This window comes from Clostridium sp. CTA-6, assembly GCF_054768115.1.
This window is the reverse complement of record NZ_BAAAAU010000003.1, coordinates 235,984-252,144: the sequence shown is the minus strand read 5'-3', so window position 1 is coordinate 252,144 and position 16,161 is coordinate 235,984. Positions and strand designations below refer to the sequence as shown.

The 16,161-nt window shown below is 29.0% G+C and carries 17 protein-coding genes and 1 pseudogene; 10 read left to right on the top strand and 8 right to left on the bottom strand.

Going from position 1 to position 16,161, the window contains the following annotated elements:
* Positions 1-162 precede the first annotated feature (162 nt).
* The 3 genes and pseudogenes from ACYUDJ_RS06535 to ACYUDJ_RS06525 all read left to right on the top strand — a co-directional run.
* Entirely contained in the window at positions 163-678 is a 516-nt protein-coding gene (locus tag ACYUDJ_RS06535) for a GrpB family protein (protein WP_043031645.1), read from the top strand.
* Between the two features lie 43 nt (positions 679-721).
* Positions 722-1,246 carry a GNAT family N-acetyltransferase gene (locus ACYUDJ_RS06530; RefSeq protein WP_043031647.1) on the top strand — a complete coding sequence of 175 codons (525 nt, stop codon included), beginning with the start codon at positions 722-724 and terminating at the stop codon, positions 1,244-1,246.
* Positions 1,247-1,252: 6 nt separating this feature from the next.
* Positions 1,253-1,375, top strand: a pseudogene (locus ACYUDJ_RS06525) (acetyltransferase); the annotation flags it as partial.
* A gap of 258 nt (positions 1,376-1,633) precedes the next feature.
* On the opposite strand, the gene ACYUDJ_RS06520 reads toward ACYUDJ_RS06525, so the two are convergent.
* Together ACYUDJ_RS06520 and ACYUDJ_RS06515 are read right to left on the bottom strand one after the other, a co-directional pair.
* Positions 1,634-2,335, bottom strand: a complete 702-nt coding sequence (locus ACYUDJ_RS06520; protein ID WP_043031649.1) for a pirin family protein — start codon at positions 2,333-2,335, stop codon at positions 1,634-1,636.
* Positions 2,336-2,611: 276 nt separating this feature from the next.
* On the bottom strand, positions 2,612-2,920 hold the full coding sequence (locus ACYUDJ_RS06515) for a winged helix-turn-helix transcriptional regulator (protein WP_043031651.1): 309 nt from the start codon (positions 2,918-2,920) through the stop codon (positions 2,612-2,614).
* 127 nt (positions 2,921-3,047) lie between these two features.
* On the opposite strand from ACYUDJ_RS06515, the gene ACYUDJ_RS06510 reads away from it, so the two are divergent.
* A complete protein-coding gene (locus tag ACYUDJ_RS06510) occupies positions 3,048-3,677 on the top strand; it encodes a nitroreductase family protein (protein ID WP_043031653.1) in 630 nt (209 codons plus the stop codon).
* 624 nt (positions 3,678-4,301) lie between these two features.
* Complete coding sequence (locus tag ACYUDJ_RS06505) at positions 4,302-5,744, top strand: esterase/lipase family protein (protein WP_043031655.1); 1,443 nt, start codon at positions 4,302-4,304, stop codon at positions 5,742-5,744.
* Between the two features lie 176 nt (positions 5,745-5,920).
* Here the strand turns inward: ACYUDJ_RS06505 and ACYUDJ_RS06500 are convergent, their stop codons facing one another.
* Both ACYUDJ_RS06500 and ACYUDJ_RS06495 read right to left on the bottom strand, forming a co-directional pair.
* Positions 5,921-6,499 carry an LOG family protein gene (locus ACYUDJ_RS06500; RefSeq protein ID WP_043031657.1) on the bottom strand — a complete coding sequence of 193 codons (579 nt, stop codon included), beginning with the start codon at positions 6,497-6,499 and terminating at the stop codon, positions 5,921-5,923.
* Positions 6,500-6,556: 57 nt separating this feature from the next.
* Positions 6,557-7,012, bottom strand: a complete 456-nt coding sequence (locus ACYUDJ_RS06495) for a DMT family transporter (RefSeq protein ID WP_043031660.1) — start codon at positions 7,010-7,012, stop codon at positions 6,557-6,559.
* Between the two features lie 113 nt (positions 7,013-7,125).
* Here ACYUDJ_RS06495 and ACYUDJ_RS06490 point away from each other — a divergent pair, with 113 nt between their 5' ends.
* Positions 7,126-8,013, top strand: coding sequence for a LysR family transcriptional regulator (locus ACYUDJ_RS06490; protein WP_043031662.1), 888 nt, complete (start codon positions 7,126-7,128; stop codon positions 8,011-8,013).
* A 271-nt stretch (positions 8,014-8,284) separates the two neighbouring features.
* Complete coding sequence (locus ACYUDJ_RS06485) at positions 8,285-8,731, top strand: GNAT family N-acetyltransferase (protein ID WP_003489072.1); 447 nt, start codon at positions 8,285-8,287, stop codon at positions 8,729-8,731.
* 209 nt (positions 8,732-8,940) lie between these two features.
* On the opposite strand, the gene ACYUDJ_RS06480 is transcribed toward ACYUDJ_RS06485, so the two are convergent.
* Entirely contained in the window at positions 8,941-9,363 is a 423-nt protein-coding gene (locus ACYUDJ_RS06480) for a pyridoxamine 5'-phosphate oxidase family protein (protein ID WP_003489073.1), read from the bottom strand.
* Positions 9,364-9,485: 122 nt separating this feature from the next.
* On the opposite strand from ACYUDJ_RS06480, the gene ACYUDJ_RS06475 reads away from it, so the two are divergent.
* Positions 9,486-10,418: a helix-turn-helix transcriptional regulator gene (locus ACYUDJ_RS06475; protein WP_043031664.1), complete on the top strand. Its 933-nt coding sequence runs from the start codon at positions 9,486-9,488 to the stop codon at positions 10,416-10,418.
* Positions 10,419-10,672: 254 nt separating this feature from the next.
* Here ACYUDJ_RS06475 and ACYUDJ_RS06470 read toward each other — a convergent pair whose 3' ends face one another.
* Entirely contained in the window at positions 10,673-11,143 is a 471-nt protein-coding gene (locus ACYUDJ_RS06470) for a threonine/serine exporter family protein (RefSeq protein WP_003489076.1), read from the bottom strand.
* Complete coding sequence (locus ACYUDJ_RS06465; RefSeq protein ID WP_043031667.1) at positions 11,143-11,904, bottom strand: threonine/serine exporter family protein; 762 nt, start codon at positions 11,902-11,904, stop codon at positions 11,143-11,145. The genes ACYUDJ_RS06470 and ACYUDJ_RS06465 overlap by 1 nt, the downstream gene beginning before the upstream one ends.
* 363 nt (positions 11,905-12,267) lie before the next feature.
* Here ACYUDJ_RS06465 and ACYUDJ_RS06460 point away from each other — a divergent pair, with 363 nt between their 5' ends.
* On the top strand, positions 12,268-13,431 hold the full coding sequence (locus ACYUDJ_RS06460; protein ID WP_003489080.1) for a MerR family transcriptional regulator: 1,164 nt from the start codon (positions 12,268-12,270) through the stop codon (positions 13,429-13,431).
* A gap of 353 nt (positions 13,432-13,784) precedes the next feature.
* Here the strand turns inward: ACYUDJ_RS06460 and ACYUDJ_RS06455 are convergent, their stop codons facing one another.
* Positions 13,785-14,285, bottom strand: a complete 501-nt coding sequence (locus ACYUDJ_RS06455) for a peptide deformylase (RefSeq protein WP_043031669.1) — start codon at positions 14,283-14,285, stop codon at positions 13,785-13,787.
* 234 nt (positions 14,286-14,519) lie between these two features.
* Here ACYUDJ_RS06455 and pdxR point away from each other — a divergent pair, with 234 nt between their 5' ends.
* On the top strand, positions 14,520-15,956 hold the full coding sequence (gene pdxR / locus ACYUDJ_RS06450) for a MocR-like pyridoxine biosynthesis transcription factor PdxR (RefSeq protein WP_003489084.1): 1,437 nt from the start codon (positions 14,520-14,522) through the stop codon (positions 15,954-15,956).
* The last annotated feature ends 205 nt before the right edge of the window (positions 15,957-16,161 follow it).

Genomic DNA, 16,161 nt, shown 5'->3' with positions numbered 1-16,161 from the left:
AAATGAATGCCTTACCCAAATATAAAAAGCTATGTATTTATACATCAAGCAATGAAAAATAATGAAAATGCAGAGTTCATATCAAGCTATATTAGTTTACGATAACTATAATTTGAGAATAACTAGAGAAATTATAGTTTTATTAGAAAGGAGATTGTTTATATGAAGGTTCAAGTTGTAGAGTATAGCAGCCAATGGCCCAATTTATATCTGGAAGAAGCTGAAAAGATTAAAAATATACTTGGAAACGAGTTAGTTGATATTTACCACATTGGAAGCACATCAGTGGTGAATTTAAAAGCCAAGCCAATTATAGATATTATGCCTGTAGTAAAGGACATTACAAAAGTTGATAAGTATAATAAAGAGTTTGAAGATCTGGGATACGAGTCAAAAGGTGAATTTGGTATAGCCGGCAGAAGATATTTTAGAAAAGGATTGGAAAATAGGACCCATCAAATTCATGTGTTTGAAAAAAGCAACTTCAATGATATTGAAAGACATTTAGCTGTTCGTGATTATTTAAGAACACATCCAGAGGATGCATTTGAGTATGGAGAACTAAAGAGCAGATTAGCTACCATGTTTCCTGATGATATAGAGGCTTATTGTGATGGTAAAGATCACTTTGTCAAGGAATTAGAAAGAAAAGCATTAGAATGGAATTCATCACGCTAATAACTATCAAGGTTTAATTTTATTTGAAAGTGAGTTGATTATTTTGAACTATAGATTACTTGAAAGGTCAGAACTTGCACTATTAGGTGAAATTGATAGAAAAGAAATTGTAAATGAAGTTTATTATTTTAGAGATAATAAACTTGAAATAGTAAATGAATTTTATAATATTGAGGGATGGGACTTGAAAGAACTCCATGAATATATCGATAGATTACAAGACATATATGATAGAAATGGAACTATATATGGAGCCTTTGACAATAAAACAATTGTAGGTTTAGGGGCTTTAGAAAGCAAATTTATTGGCAGAAATAATGACCAACTTAAACTTGATATGTTATATATAAGTAATAATTATCGTAAAAAGGGTATAGGTAAAAATCTAGTGAATTTGCTATCTAAAAAAGCAAAAGAATTAAATGCCAAAAGTATGTATATATCTGCTACACCCTTTAAAAATACAGTGGAATTTTATTTCGCCATCGGTGCAAAATTAACAAATGAGATAAATAAAGATTTATATAAATTAGAACCATATGATATACATATGATTTTACAATTATAATAAATATATGCTTTTAAAATTTTAAAAGAAGAATGGGATAAAGCATTAAACTCAAAAGATGCTTAGGATAACAAAGGTGATATTGTAATTGGAAATGATGTGTGGATAGGATATGATGCTATAATTATGTTTTTTAGTATTATAGGTTCAATATCGTATTTGCATTTTGAAAGCTGGAAAGAATAGGAAATTTTATTAAGGCAAAAGTTTTCTAAACAATAATAATTGAATGAGTCGGTATTTAAGATGGAATATTCTTATTTAACATAACAACTGAAAAAATGAAACTGCATTATTCAAATTTGAATAATGCAGTGTTTTTACATCGTATGACAAATATATTAAGTAATAAAATTTAATATGCCTATTTATGTGATTTGAATACTATTAATCTTGTTTATTCATTTCTAAAACTAAAACGTGGGAAGTTTCTTTTGCTTTTATTAAAATATCTTCCTCAACTATTTCCATAGCATCTCTATCAACTAATTCAATATTGTTTATTATTGAATTTCCTTCTATCTGAACTAAATATGCCTGTCTTCCTTTCTTTACCGGAAAACCAATTTCTTTTCCTTTTTCAAGTTCTAAGGAATAAATATTCATATCTTGATTTATTTTTATTGGTGCATTTCTGTTTTTGCTTGAAACCATATGAAGCCATTTATTGTGTCTATCATCCCAATTAAATCTGTAATCTCCATAGCTAGGTTTATACCCTTGTTTATCGGGGAAAATCCATATCTGTAGAAGCCTTAATATTTCTTTTCCGAAGTTATGCTCACTATGATATACCCCTGACCCTGCACTCATGAATTGAACATGACCACGAGTTATAGTATTCTTGTTTCCCATACTATCTTCATGTGTAAGATCACCATTAACTACATAGGATATTATCTCCATATCTTTATGAGGATGAGTATTGAATCCAGTACCAACTTCAATTAAATCATCATTTATTACTCTTAAAACTCCAAAGTTTATATTATCTGGATTGTAATATTCAGCAAAGGAAAAGTGGAATTTACTTCTTAACCATCCAAGATTGCTACTACCCATATTTTTATTTTCTATCTTTATTAACATTCTACATCTCTCCTTTTAATTATCTTTTACCATCTTAATTTAAACTATAAATAAAATTTTCTATAAAAGTGGCTTTGTTAACTTTAAAATATATATTAACAATATTTAATTTAGTTAGTTACATTTAGTAAGTATATTTAAATTAATTATTGCACATAAATTATAATTAGTAAAGAAAATTTTTAATAATTATTTAAAGTTACTTCAGATTTATGTTTTATGAACAAAAAATAAAAAACTCCCTAAATCAATAGGAAGCTTCTTATGTAATCTTATTTAGTTCCATTTTTCTGCCCATTTTTGAACTTCATCCATAACAGCTTGTAAGTCTGACCCTTTTTGTGTAAGTTCATACTCTATACGTACAGGAGTTTCGGGATAAACTTTTCTAATAATAATCCCTGCCTCCTCTAATTCCTTAAATCTTTCCGTAAGAATACGAGCACTCATGTTGGGAATTGCTTCTGATATATCAGAAAAACGCTTTTGACCACTTAATAATGTTCTTATAATTAATCCAGTCCATTTTTTCCCTAATAGTTCAAAAGCAGTTTCAAACTTTGGACACATATGATATTTTTCCATATTCAATCACCACCTATTACTAGTATATCATGTTTACTTGACAAAAGTAAGTTACTTACTATATTATACCAATATAAGGATTTGTTGTGGTTTTATTTATAAAAATTCAGAAATAGGGGGAATGGCTATGTCAGAATTAAAAAAAATTATTGAAGAAAGACGCTCTGCTAATAACTTTATAGAGGGAGTAAAAATTCCAGATAAAGATTTTACTGAAATATTTGAGCTATTAAAACTTGCTCCTTCATGCTTTAATATTCAACATTCAAATTATTTAGTTGTAACAGATGAAGAAAAAAAGGAGCAACTAAGAAAAGCTGCTTTTAATCAGTATAAAGTGCACACAGCTTCCGCAGTTATATTAGTATTGGGAGATAAATTAGCATATAAAAATGCAGAAAATATTTATTCAGGAATGCTTAATTTAGGGATTATGAGTAAATTAGATTATGATAATATTGTTCGTGATATAAATAATCTCTATGAAGGCAGGGGTGAAGATTTTCAGCGTAGTGAAGCAATAAGAAATACTTCTCTATCAGCTATGATGTTTATGTTAATTGCTAAAGATAAAGGATGGGATACTTGTCCAATGATTGGCTTTAATCAAGAGGAAGTTAGACAAATCTTCAATATTCCTGAAAACTACGAAATAGCTCTTATGATAACTATGGGAGAAGAAGATACTTCTAAGACAAGAATGAGGGGATATAGGAAACCTGTAGGAGAGTTTGTAAGCTTTAATAGCTTTGAATAGGGATCTCAGAAGGATATAAATATTTATTAAATATTAAAAATCAATAAATTTTTAAAATACCGTATTGTTCAAAAATGATATGTTTCCATTTTCAGAAACAGATTTTTATTTTTTAATCTGTCTACTTTAAGGAGAACATATCAAATCTGAATTTTACGGTGTTTTTACGTTGTAATACAAATAACTAGGTTTCAATACTTATAAATTATTGAATAATTTTTATAAAGTTAATTCATGGTATTTTAATATATGAATAATGTTATCTATAATATTCATGTTACTAAAATATATTTATAGGTATCAACCTAGTATAAAAACAAAATAATTATTTCATTTCATTGATTCTTATCTAATTTATCCATATTTTTTTTAGGATGCAGCTAGAATTCATTATAGTTTAATTGTTTTTTTTATTTTCTATATTTCATTATTGGAAATAAATTCTTTAAAAGTTTTTATTTGTAATAATAAAATGAAAATTAGGAAAATATTGAAAAATATTTAAAATGCATGTATAATTGTATATATTTATCAATTATTCAAATTAAATGGAAGAAGGTGAAATCAAATGATTCATTCAGTCATAATAGTTACTTAAAAAAATTAAATTAGGGGGTATGTAAAATGAAAAAAAATTTAACCAAAATAACAACTGTTATTTTATTAGTATTGTCTATGACACTAACAAATTTTTCAATGATTGTAAGAGCAGATGACCCAAAGGCACAAGGAACACAGAAGGTGGAAGCATCTAATGTTAATGAAGAAGTAAAAGATGCAGAGGAGACAATAAAAATACCTACATTAGAAGATATAGACAATTTAATAGATTCGGCAGAAGAAGTTAAAAGTGAAGAAGACATAAATAAAATGCCTCCATTGAAATTTCCGATAGAATTTCCAGAAATTAATACTAGGAGCATTATAGGAGGAAATAATTATCCCATTATTTTAGTTCATGGTTTTATGGGGTTTGGAAGAGATGAATTATTAGGATATAAATATTGGGGTGGAGTAGTTGATCTTCAAGAAAAGTTAAATGCCTCAGGGCATGAGACTTATACAGCAACAGTAGGACCAGTATCTAGTAATTGGGATAGAGCTTGTGAACTTTATGCTTACATAGTAGGTGGAACAGTAGATTATGGAGAAGCTCATGCAAAAAAATCTAAACATAATAGATATGGAAGGACATATCCAGGGATATATAAAAATATAAGCAATGAAAATAAAATACATTTAATAGGACATAGTATGGGTGGACAAACTATACGTACACTTACACAGCTTTTAAGTAAAGGCAGTGAAGAGGAAATAAATTGCGGACAAGAAAATATTTCACCATTATTTGAAGGAGGAAAGCATTGGATTCATAGTGTTAGTACTATCTCTACACCTAATGATGGTACAACTTTATCAGATTTAATGCCAGCAAAAGATTTAATAAGTTATACATTTGGTGTATTAGGAACAATAACTGGTAAAAACAAGTTGTTTAGCTCAATATATGATTTAAAATTAGATCAATGGGGATTAAAAAAGCAAAGTGGAGAATCTCAACGTGATTATATTGAAAGGGTTTTAGAAAGCAATATTTGGAATAGTACAAAGGATATATCAACTTATGATTTATCCACAGAAGGTGCACAAGAACTCAATACATGGGTAAAGGCTCAACCAGATGTGTATTATTTTTCTTGGACAACCCAAGCAACTAAAGAATCTATACTTACAGGTCATTCTGTAGCACAAATTGGTCCAATGAATCCTATATTTTATCCAACAGCAAACTTAATGGGTAAATATTCACGTAATAAAAAAGATCTTCCTATCATTGACAAGAAATGGTTCCCTAATGATGGTGTTGTAAATTGTATTAGTCAAGATGGTCCTAAATTGGGTTCTGATGATGTTATTGAGCAATATACTGGCGGAGCTAAAATGGGACAATGGAATGTAATGCCTAGAATTGTAAATACAGATCATATGGACATAGTAGGTACATTTGGTAACGTTAAAGATTGGTATATTGATTATGGAAACTTTTTAAGTAAATTGCAAAGATAAATACATGAAATAATTAAGATAAAGAGGGTGTCTCAAAATAAAAATAGCCTTAATTTTAAAACCATAAATATAAATAATACATTCATAAAGCAATTCATTTTGCTGAGTAGTTCTAAATTTGACTATATTAAAATTAAGGCTATTTTGAGACATCTTCTTTTTATAATGAAATTTACTTATACTAATTCACGCCATTTATTTTCCATTAGAGGTGGCACATAGTTTTTCATTTGTTTGATTAATTCTGAAGGATTGTCTGAAACTGAAATAAGCTTAATATTTGATTCATTCATGAAACCTTCAGTACAAGTGTTTTTAATCATATGTAAAAGAGGGTCAAAGAAGTTTGATATATTTAATATGCCAATAGGCTTTTTATGAATACCAAGCTGAGCCCAACTAAGTACTTCAAACAGTTCTTCAAAAGTACCCAGTCCACCAGGAAGTGCTATAAATCCATCAGAAAGCTCAGCCATAGTTTGCTTCCTTTCATGCATGTTTTCAACTTCAATAAGTTTAGTCAAATTTTCATGAACCATTTCACCTGAGAAGAGCCCTTTAGGCATAACCCCAATAACTTTTCCGTTATTTCTTAAAACTTCATTTGATATCTCCCCCATAAGACCTATTCTTGAACCACCATATACTAATTCAATTTTATTTTCAGCCAATATTTTACCTAGTAGTTTAGCACTTTCTTTATATTCAGAGCGTAAACCTAGATTAGAGCCAGAATAAACACAGATTCTTTTCATAAAAATTACCTCCTATAATGATGTTTTATTGATTAAGATTTAAATATAAATCTCTAATTAATGAGTTTGAATAATATAAACCCCTAAGACTAAGAAAATAATACCTAGCGTTCTTAGTGGAGTTAATAAATGAATTTGGTTGCCTAATAATCCAAAATGGTCAAATATAACAGCAAAGAGTATTTGACCACATACTACAAGGCTAAACATACTTGCAAATCCAATCTTAGGAGATGCAAATATAGTTGTAAATATATAAAATGCTCCCAATAATCCCCCTAGAAACATCCACCAACTTGTATTTTTGATATGAGTAGCAGTTGGCAATGTACTAGAACCATTTAATACAGTAAAGAAGAATACTAATGCAAGTCCTAAAGTTCCTACACCAAAGCTAATAAGGGATGAAAGAATAGGATTTCCTATTTTAGAACGAAGTACAGCGTTTATACCAACCTGTAAGGTTAAGGCAAATCCAGATATTAATGATAGTAAGTAATAAATAAATACCACACTATAACCTCCAATGCTTTTAATTGTTGAATAACTTTTATAAAGCAATTATAATTAATATACTGATATAAGTAAAATTAATATCTAGTATAGGAGGTATACTAAATTTTTATATGTATATTAATCTTGAACTTTATAGAATTTTTTATATTACTGCCAAATTAGGCAGTATATCTAAAGCAGCAAAAGAGCTTTTTACATCACAGCCAGCAGTTAGTCAATCTATAAAATTATTAGAGGGAAAATTAGGTGGGGAATTATTTCATAGAACTCCAAGAGGAGTTTCACTTACTTTAGAAGGTGAGGTATTATTCAAATATATAGAACAAGGCTATGGTCTTATGATGACAGCAGAAAGAAAATTTTCAGAATTAAAAAATCTTAATTCAGGTCAGGTAAGAATAGCTGTATGTAGTGCAGTATGCAAATACTATCTAATGAAATACATAGAAATTTATAATTTAAATTATCCAAATATAAAAATTTATGTTAAGGATAAGTCAAGCCATCAAATAGCAAAAGCATTAGATTCAGGTGAGATAGATATAGGAATTTTGAATATGAATATAGACACAAGCAATTCTTTAAATGTTATTAAAACATTTAAAATACAAGATTGTTTTGTGGTAGGAGAGAAGTACAAGGGAATTTGTGAAAAACAGATAACATTGAAGGATTTAGTGGATAGATATCCTATTATTTTACTAGAGAAAGGTGGCAATACAAGGGGTTATATAGATAATTATTTTAGTTCACATGGATTGGACGTAGTACCGCAAATAGAGTTAAGTAATGTAGAACTAATGATAGAATTTGCAAAAAGAGGCTTAGGAGTTTCCTGTGTTATAAAAGATTATATCAAAAAGGAGTTAGAGCAGGAACAATTATATGATATATCTATTAAAGAAAAAATCCCAGAGAGAATTATGGGCATAGCAACTAAAAAAGATATTCCTATGTCTACAGCAGCTGAAAGATTTATTGATCTTATTGAAGATTAGATTATTTATTTTAACTTTACATTTAAGATATGATAAGCTAGTTCTTTATATTGATATAACCAAGATTAAAATTTAGCATTGCTATTAAATTATTTAAGGTAGGCGTTACCATGTTTTGTAAAATTAGATTAATTGATTTAGCTCTAAGCAAAAACTGTAATAATATCAAGGCATAGCTTTGCAAGGGCGATAAAAAAATAATTGATAAACTTCAGAAACACCATTTAACCTATAATATTAAGTATAAAATATACTTAGGAGGAATTATTAAATGATAAAGATAGAAAATCTAAATAATATTAATAGAGATGATATGGATAATATACTAAATGTATGGGAGTCATCAGTAAGAGCAACTCATACATTTTTAAAAGAAGAAGATATAATATCAATAAAACCTCAAGTTAAAGAAGGTGTTGATTATGTTAGTAAACTTCTATGTGTAAGAGATGAAAAAGGTGCTATACAGGCATTTATGGGTGTACATCAAAGTAAAATTGAAATGTTATTTGTAGATTCAAACAGTAGAGGTAATGGTATAGGTAAAAAACTTATTAATTACGCAATAAATGTTCTAAATGCAAAGTTTGTAGATGTAAATGAACAAAATACACAAGGAGTAGGATTTTATAAACATATGGGGTTTGATACATTCAAAAGATCAGAATTTGATGACCACGGTAATCCATTTCCTATTCTTCATATGAAATTTTTATAATTAGTAATTTTTATATATCATTTATAAATTTAGATAAGTTATATCTATAACTAGAATTTGAATGAACATAGAAAAGTATTTAAATATGTAGTAAAGTTTAGGATAATGAATAGTGAACAGTATCATAAGTGAAGCTAGAAATAGAGTTTTTATAAGTAATATTAAAAATAAGCCAACGATATTTAAATATCATTGGCTTATTTAGTATACTATAAAGCTATAGCAGCGCTTTCAGTATAATCTAATGTAACAGTAGCTTCTTTAAAGTGAATTTCATAAAGAGATAGTTGATTTCCGACCTCATTTATTGTGATTTCATAATTAGGAATTTTCTTGATAAAATCATTTTTTAAATCAAATATTGTTAAATTGCTTTTTTGAATTAGTGCCTTATTAACTCTAACATGTTCATTTCCATTAGATGGGATAGTGGTAAATGCCACTATGTTGTTTTTAGCAAATTCTTCAATTTTTGGATTATCTGAGAATGTTGAAAAGTATACTACTCCTTTCTTTGAAACATCGTAGTAAAAATTAACAATTCGAACATTTGGAATATTATCTACACTTGTTGCTAAAGCTAACTCCTTTTGAGATAGCATAATCCTATTAAATTCTTGTGAAAAATTCATTTGTAATCCTCCTATATATTAGGTATATTATTTCTAACAGATTAAATATATCACAGTAAATCTGACCCCATTATGTCAAGGTTATAAAATAAATGTATACATGATTTCAAGGAGAGATATTATTGAAAATAGATAGATTGATATCCATTATTATGGTGTTACTAAATAATGAAAGAATAAGTGCAATAAAATTAGCTAAGATGTTTGAAGTTACACCTAGAACCATTTATAGGGATATAGATACAATATCTTTAGCAGGGATACCAATAATTACTCATACTGGGGTAAATGGCGGTGTTAGTATAATGCCTGAATATAAAGTTGATAAAAAGTTTTTTACTGCTTCAGATATATCAACACTTTTGATGGGGCTTTCTAGTGTTTCAACAACATTATCCAATAAAGAAGTTATAGGCACTTTAGAAAAGGTAAAGAGTTTACTTCCGAAAGACCAATTTAGAGATATTGAATTAAAGTCAAATCAAATAACTATTGACCTTACTACGTGGATGGGGAATAAGAGTTTTCAACCAAATCTTGAGAAAGTAAAAAGCGCTTTAAATGATAGTAAGTATTTATCATTTGAATATTATGGTGGTAATAGAAAAAAAGATAAACGCTGTATAGAACCATATAAATTAATATTGAAAGAAAATAACTGGTATTTACAAGGATATTGTACTTTAAGAGAAGATTTTAGAGTATTTAAATTATCTCGAATTTCAAACCTTGAAATATTAGAATCAATATTTGTACCAAGGGAGTTTAAATCAAAACCATTAGATGGAAGTGGGTGGATAGATAAAAGGCTTATTACAATTAAGCTTCTAGTTGATTGGTCTTTAAGAGAACAAATGGTTGAAAGATGTGGAGAAGAGAATGTAAAGGCTTATGGAGAGGATAAATTTATAGTTGAGTTTCCTTTTGTAGATGATGATTTAGGATATAATATATTAATGGGATTTGGAGATAAATGTGAATGTTTATCTCCAGAGAATGTACGTGTAGAACTTATTAAACGTATTAAAAAATTATTATACATTTATGAAAATTAATATTTACTTAGAAAAACCTCACTTGCAACTGATACGGAGAACCGTACAATAAGTAAGTGAGATTTTACTAAATTTGGATGAAGATATGGTGGTAAAGTGGATCTCACCACAAAAATGTTGAGATTTAGCCAGGTTAATTGGATAAATCTCTAGATTTTTGTGTCTAAGATATTCACGTAGATCTAATCCTATTAAAGGATACTTTTACAAACAATACATTTTACAGTCTGAAAAGGCTGCATAAATTGATAACATTAACATGTTAATTTTGAATTTGAATTTTCTCGATGTTTTTTTAATAATGTAAAAAAATAAACTAAAATAACAGATACTGCAACAATACCAGCTACAATTCCTACAGTTATCATTACTGTTTCTAGTCCTTTTTGTATAAATATTTTCTTGTTTTTTTGAAGCATTGCCTCCATAGTATAATAAAGTGTTCCCCCAGGAAGAAGTGGAATAATTCCTGGTATCATAAAAATATTTGTTGGTGCTTTTAATTTTCTTGCCATTAATTCAGACCAAAGGCATACTATCATTGATGCAATCATATTACCTAAAAATATACTTTCTGTAATGTGGTAGATAACAAGATAAATTGTCCAAGAAAGAAGTCCTCCAAAAGTTGCTGCGGCCACATGTTTTTTGTTTACAGAAAAAAATAGTGTAAATCCCAGGGTGCCAACTCCAGCCATTAGCACTTGTATTATATTTTTCCACATTAAAGTATACCTCCTAATAATATCATTGAACCTACAAATCCTATTGCAATTGAAAGAGCAATCATAAATGCTTCAATTAGTCTATATAATCCAGGCATTATATCTTGATAGAATATTTCTTTTACACCATTTATTAAAATTAATGCTGGTATAAATATCATTATATCTCCAATCATAACTTTATCCACATTCATACAAAGTCCAAAATGGCCACATAATTGAGCAAGGCAGCCTGATAAAAAACAGGCAATTACTGTATATATTACACGATTTAATTTGCGAATTTGAAAAAAATGATCCATGCCAAATATTACAATTCCAATAATTGAAGATACAAGGCCATCTAAGAATGTACCACCAAAAAATACAGCAAATCCAGCGGCAGCTAGCATATATCCTATACACTTTTTAATATTACTTTCTTTACGCAACTTATTATTATCCAATGCAGAACCTATTTCAGAAATGGGGGGAACTTTACTGCATATTTCTCTAGCCATAGCATTTAATGCTTCTAACTGGCCTAAATCCGTTGCTGTAGAATTAATTCTAACTGACTGTGTATAATGTCTTCCTTCACTATCTTTCATTGTCATAACAATCAAAGTTGTAATGGCGTATACATTACAGACTTTAATGTCATATGCATTACAGATACGTATAATTGTATCTTCTACACGACGGACCTCAGAGCCACACATTACCATGCGTCGCCCAATTTCCAACACATACTCCTGAAATTTATCATATTTTGCCTGCATAATAAATAACCTCTCCATTAAAAATTGTTTTTTCACCCACATATTTCTTAATATAAATAAATATTTACTGCCAAACAAATTCAGACATATATAATTATATAATTATTTTTTATTTTATACTACATTTTTCCTTATTTTTTATGTTTGAAGTGTGATATAAAAAACTACGAATTTATACAATAGCCAAGCATCATGCAAAGTGCTTTCTACTAAGTTTTATTATAATTATTTTGTAAAGTGTTGACCCTAACATCACGTCATAGTGTAATATAAAAATACAGCTTGAATATATTACAAAAATTTCTAGCCGGCCGAGTATTAGATAACATTGATAGCTGTAAAATCAAACTTTGAGGTGTAGCAATGAGAACAGTAAAACAAGTTTCGGATTTGACAGGAATAAGTGTGCGTGCACTACATTACTATGATGAAATAGGATTATTAAAACCAAGTGAAATTACAGAGGCAGGATATAGACTTTATGATGATAAGGCTCTTAAAACCTTGCAGCAGATTTTATTTTTTAAGGAACTTGATATACCTTTAAAAGATGTTAAAGAGATAATGTCAAGTCCATACTTTGATAAAATGCAAGCATTAAAAAATCAGAAAAAGTTACTTTTGTTAAAACGCAAAAGGTTGAATGGCTTAATAGAGCTTATAAATAAAACATTAAAAGGAGAAAGTACAATGAATTTTAAAGAATTTGATATGAGTGAATATTATAATGTATTGGAAGAATTTAAAACAGAACATGAAGATATGATAATTAAGGCTTATGGTAGTGTAGATAAATATAATGAACTTATTGAAAAATGTAAATCTAATGAAGATAAGATTGCTAAAATGGCTATAAAGCAGTATGGAAGTATTGAAAAATATGCTAAAGCTGTAAAGAAAAATTTTAATAGTGATATGATAACTTTATCAGAACAATATGATAAGTTTAAAAAAGATTGTTTAGAAGATAAGCATCCTAAATTAAAAGAATTATATAGAAAGCTTACATCTGACTTAAGTAAAGATACTTCTTCAAAGGAAATTCAACAAATTGCTGAAGAAATAATCAATATAGCTAAAAAAGATTATGAGGCTTTCAAGATGGATAATGGAGATGATCATTGGTACTATATGGTACAAATTTATTTGGTATATCCTGAATGGATAGAAGCAGTTGATAAGAAATATGGCCATGGTGCATCTAAATTTATCGGAGAAGCTCTAAAAAATTGTTCGGGAACTAAGCAGCCTAAAGTAGAAGAACTATATGAAAAGCTAGTATCTGACTTAGGTAAAGATCCTTCTTCACAGGAGATTCAACAAATCATTGAAGAAATATCAGATGAAAGTAAAAAAAATCAGGAATTTTACAAAGTAGATGAGGGGGAGAATTATTGGGGTTATATGGCAGAACTTTATTTATCAAATTCTACTTTTATAAAAGTAATTGATAAGAAACATGGCAGTGGTGCATCTAAATTTATTGGAGAAGCTTTAAAATTTTATTCTGAAAATAGTAAGTCGTGAATTAAAAACTATGAAGGATTTGACATGCAGAACGAAAGTTACAAGTATTAGCTTAGATATTCAAAAGGAACTTAAATTAAATAATTAGAAGTTAAAAATCGCGTAATTCAAGAAAGGAAATTATGCGATTTTTCGTAATACTACTAACGGTACTAAAACTGTTATTATTTGCTACTGACACGGTGAAGCGTACCACAAATAACGGTAAGAATTTATCAAAAGAGATGGACCGTGATAGATTATTCTATAACGGTTGTAGAATAGTGGTAGGGCTAAACCGAATCGCTTGTATTGGATTTAAAATAATACAAAGCGAGTAAAAGAGCAAATCTTACTAGTAAGTTTATTGAAACTTAACAGCCACTCTTATTCTTGTTTATTCGAAATGATTTTAAATCCTTTGCACGTTGTACAGCCAAAATTCCGTCTAAATGATCATACTCGTGTTGAAATAGTTCTGATAGATCACCTTCAAGATACATTTCACAATCTTCCCAGTTTAAATTTTTATAAGTTACTTTGCACTTCTTATGTCTTTCTACATATACTTCAAGACCTGGAAAACTCATGCAATCATCCCATAGTTGAAAGGTATCGTCTCCAATAAATTCAAGAACTGGATTAATGAAATAATGAGTTTTATAGCCTAAATGCATGTAGATTATTCTTACAGATTCACCAATCTGTGGTGCCGCAATGGCTCTACCAAATCCATATTGATTTTTAAAAGAAACAATCGTGTCATGTAAGTCATTGATTACTTGCTTAGCTTTATCTAAATTTGATTTCTGTATTTCCTCAGAAATTCTGTAAAGTATTTCATCACCTAATAATAGGATTGATTTTGTTGGCATAATATAACCTCCCGTTTTGGATTAAATTATTATAAATAGATACTAAACAACTGAGATTTTGTCATTAAGTTAAGCAACCCCACACCGACGGCTCCTGATTTGTCAGATATTTCTTTCATGTTCAAGATACGCTGTGGACTGCATTGATGATTATCAGTTGATTTGCTATAATTATATAGCAGTATTATCCCTATAAAAAGGGATGGTTACTGAATATTTTATGGGGTTGGTTTTGTGGAAATACAGATTACATTAAAAAGAAATATTAGTGTTCCATTATACATTCAAATATATGAAGCATATCGAGGTGCAATACTTAGTAGTCATTTAGAGCCGAATTCAAAACTTGCTTCAATAATGCAACTAAAAGGATCCCTTTGTGTAAGTCGTAATACAATTGAGATGGCGTACTTACAACTTTTATCAGAAGGATTTATTTATAGTAAAAGTGGGAGCGGCTATTTTGTATCTGATTTGGATAATTATGAGTCATTAGATTATTCTAATGATCAATCTAGTTCCAAAGAAATTAGTATACCTCCAATAGAAAGTTTGCATTTAAACAGAGCTCATGCAAAGTACGATTTTAAGCCAGGGTCAGTTGAGCATAATCAATTTCCATTCAAAACATGGAATAGAGTTGCTCAAAATATAATGAGCTTAGAGAATCAAGAGATTTTAACATACTCAGATCCAAGGGGAGAATTATTACTTCGTATGGAGATATCTAAATACCTTAAGCGCTCACGAGGAGTTAATTGCCATCCAGATCAAATTATTATAGGTGCAGGGACTCAAACTCTTATCAGTTTACTTTGTTTCATACTAGGTAAAAACAAGCCTTTAAAAGTAGCTTTAGAAGATCCTGGATTTACAGCTGTTAGAAAAGCATTTGAATGGAATGGATGTGATATCATACCAATTAGTTTAAATAACAATGTATTCGATATCTCAATGCTTAAAAGTAAATTAGATTATCCTTCTGCTATATATCTAACACCTTCAAATCAACATCCTATGGGTGGCCTCCTAAATGTTTCTGAGAGATTGAGTCTATTAAACTGGTCTAAGAACAAAGATACTTATATTATTGAAGATGATTATGATAGTGAATTCCGATATAACATCCATCCTGTTCCAACAATGTTTAGTCTCGATCAATTTGATAAAGTGATATACCTAGGTACATTTTCTAAAACATTATTTCCCGCTATGCACATTGGTTATATTGTTTTACCCAAGAATCTCGCAGAAGAATTTGTGGAAATAGGGTGCTACTATAATCAAACCGCATCAAAAATCCATCAGCTTACCATAGCTGAATTTATGAAAAGTGGATATTTTGAACAACATATAAGAAAAATGAGAACTTTATATGGAAAAAAACATAAGAAAATTGTTGATTCCATAAATAAGGTTTTTGGCAGTCATGCTCATATCATTGGAGATCATGCTGGTGTAAATTTAACTCTTCGAGTTAATAGACCTCACTCTGAAAGTGACCTTATCCAAAGAGCTAAAGAAGTTGGTGTTATTGTATATCCAATTTCCTTCTATCATTCAAATCAGAAAAGTACAAATAAACGTAATGATATCTTCCTTGGTTATGGGCACATGAAACTTAAAGAAATTGAACATGGGATTACACTCTTGGGAGAAGCATGGTTATAAGGAAGCTGCCTCAAAATATATTTAATTTTAATATAGCAAATATAAAAAAATACACATGATAAACATATGAATAAGCTTTAGTAGTTCTTAATCTGGCGCAATTAAAAATTTTCGTAATTCCTCACAGGACGTGAGGAGCCAGTGGTGAAACCAAGGATGGTGCCTCCACTGGGTAGAAAATTTTTAATGGAGCTAGATTTAGAAC

Bases quoted from the DNA above. Each gene is read 5' to 3' on its own strand.
- ACYUDJ_RS06535 (WP_043031645.1), top strand. From the start codon at position 163: ATGAAGGTTCAAGTTGTAGAGTATAGCAGCCAATGGCCCAATTTATAT.
- ACYUDJ_RS06520 (WP_043031649.1), bottom strand. From the start codon at position 2,335: ATGTTAATAAAGATAGAAAATAAAAATATGGGTAGTAGCAATCTTGGA.
- ACYUDJ_RS06515 (WP_043031651.1), bottom strand. From the start codon at position 2,920: ATGGAAAAATATCATATGTGTCCAAAGTTTGAAACTGCTTTTGAACTA.
- ACYUDJ_RS06510 (WP_043031653.1), top strand. From the start codon at position 3,048: ATGTCAGAATTAAAAAAAATTATTGAAGAAAGACGCTCTGCTAATAAC.
- ACYUDJ_RS06505 (WP_043031655.1), top strand. From the start codon at position 4,302: ATGAAAAAAAATTTAACCAAAATAACAACTGTTATTTTATTAGTATTG.
- ACYUDJ_RS06500 (WP_043031657.1), bottom strand. From the start codon at position 6,499: ATGAAAAGAATCTGTGTTTATTCTGGCTCTAATCTAGGTTTACGCTCT.
- ACYUDJ_RS06490 (WP_043031662.1), top strand. From the start codon at position 7,126: ATGTATATTAATCTTGAACTTTATAGAATTTTTTATATTACTGCCAAA.
- ACYUDJ_RS06485 (WP_003489072.1), top strand. From the start codon at position 8,285: ATGATAAAGATAGAAAATCTAAATAATATTAATAGAGATGATATGGAT.
- ACYUDJ_RS06480 (WP_003489073.1), bottom strand. From the start codon at position 9,363: ATGAATTTTTCACAAGAATTTAATAGGATTATGCTATCTCAAAAGGAG.
- ACYUDJ_RS06470 (WP_003489076.1), bottom strand. From the start codon at position 11,143: ATGTGGAAAAATATAATACAAGTGCTAATGGCTGGAGTTGGCACCCTG.
- ACYUDJ_RS06465 (WP_043031667.1), bottom strand. From the start codon at position 11,904: ATGCAGGCAAAATATGATAAATTTCAGGAGTATGTGTTGGAAATTGGG.
- ACYUDJ_RS06460 (WP_003489080.1), top strand. From the start codon at position 12,268: ATGAGAACAGTAAAACAAGTTTCGGATTTGACAGGAATAAGTGTGCGT.
- ACYUDJ_RS06455 (WP_043031669.1), bottom strand. From the start codon at position 14,285: ATGCCAACAAAATCAATCCTATTATTAGGTGATGAAATACTTTACAGA.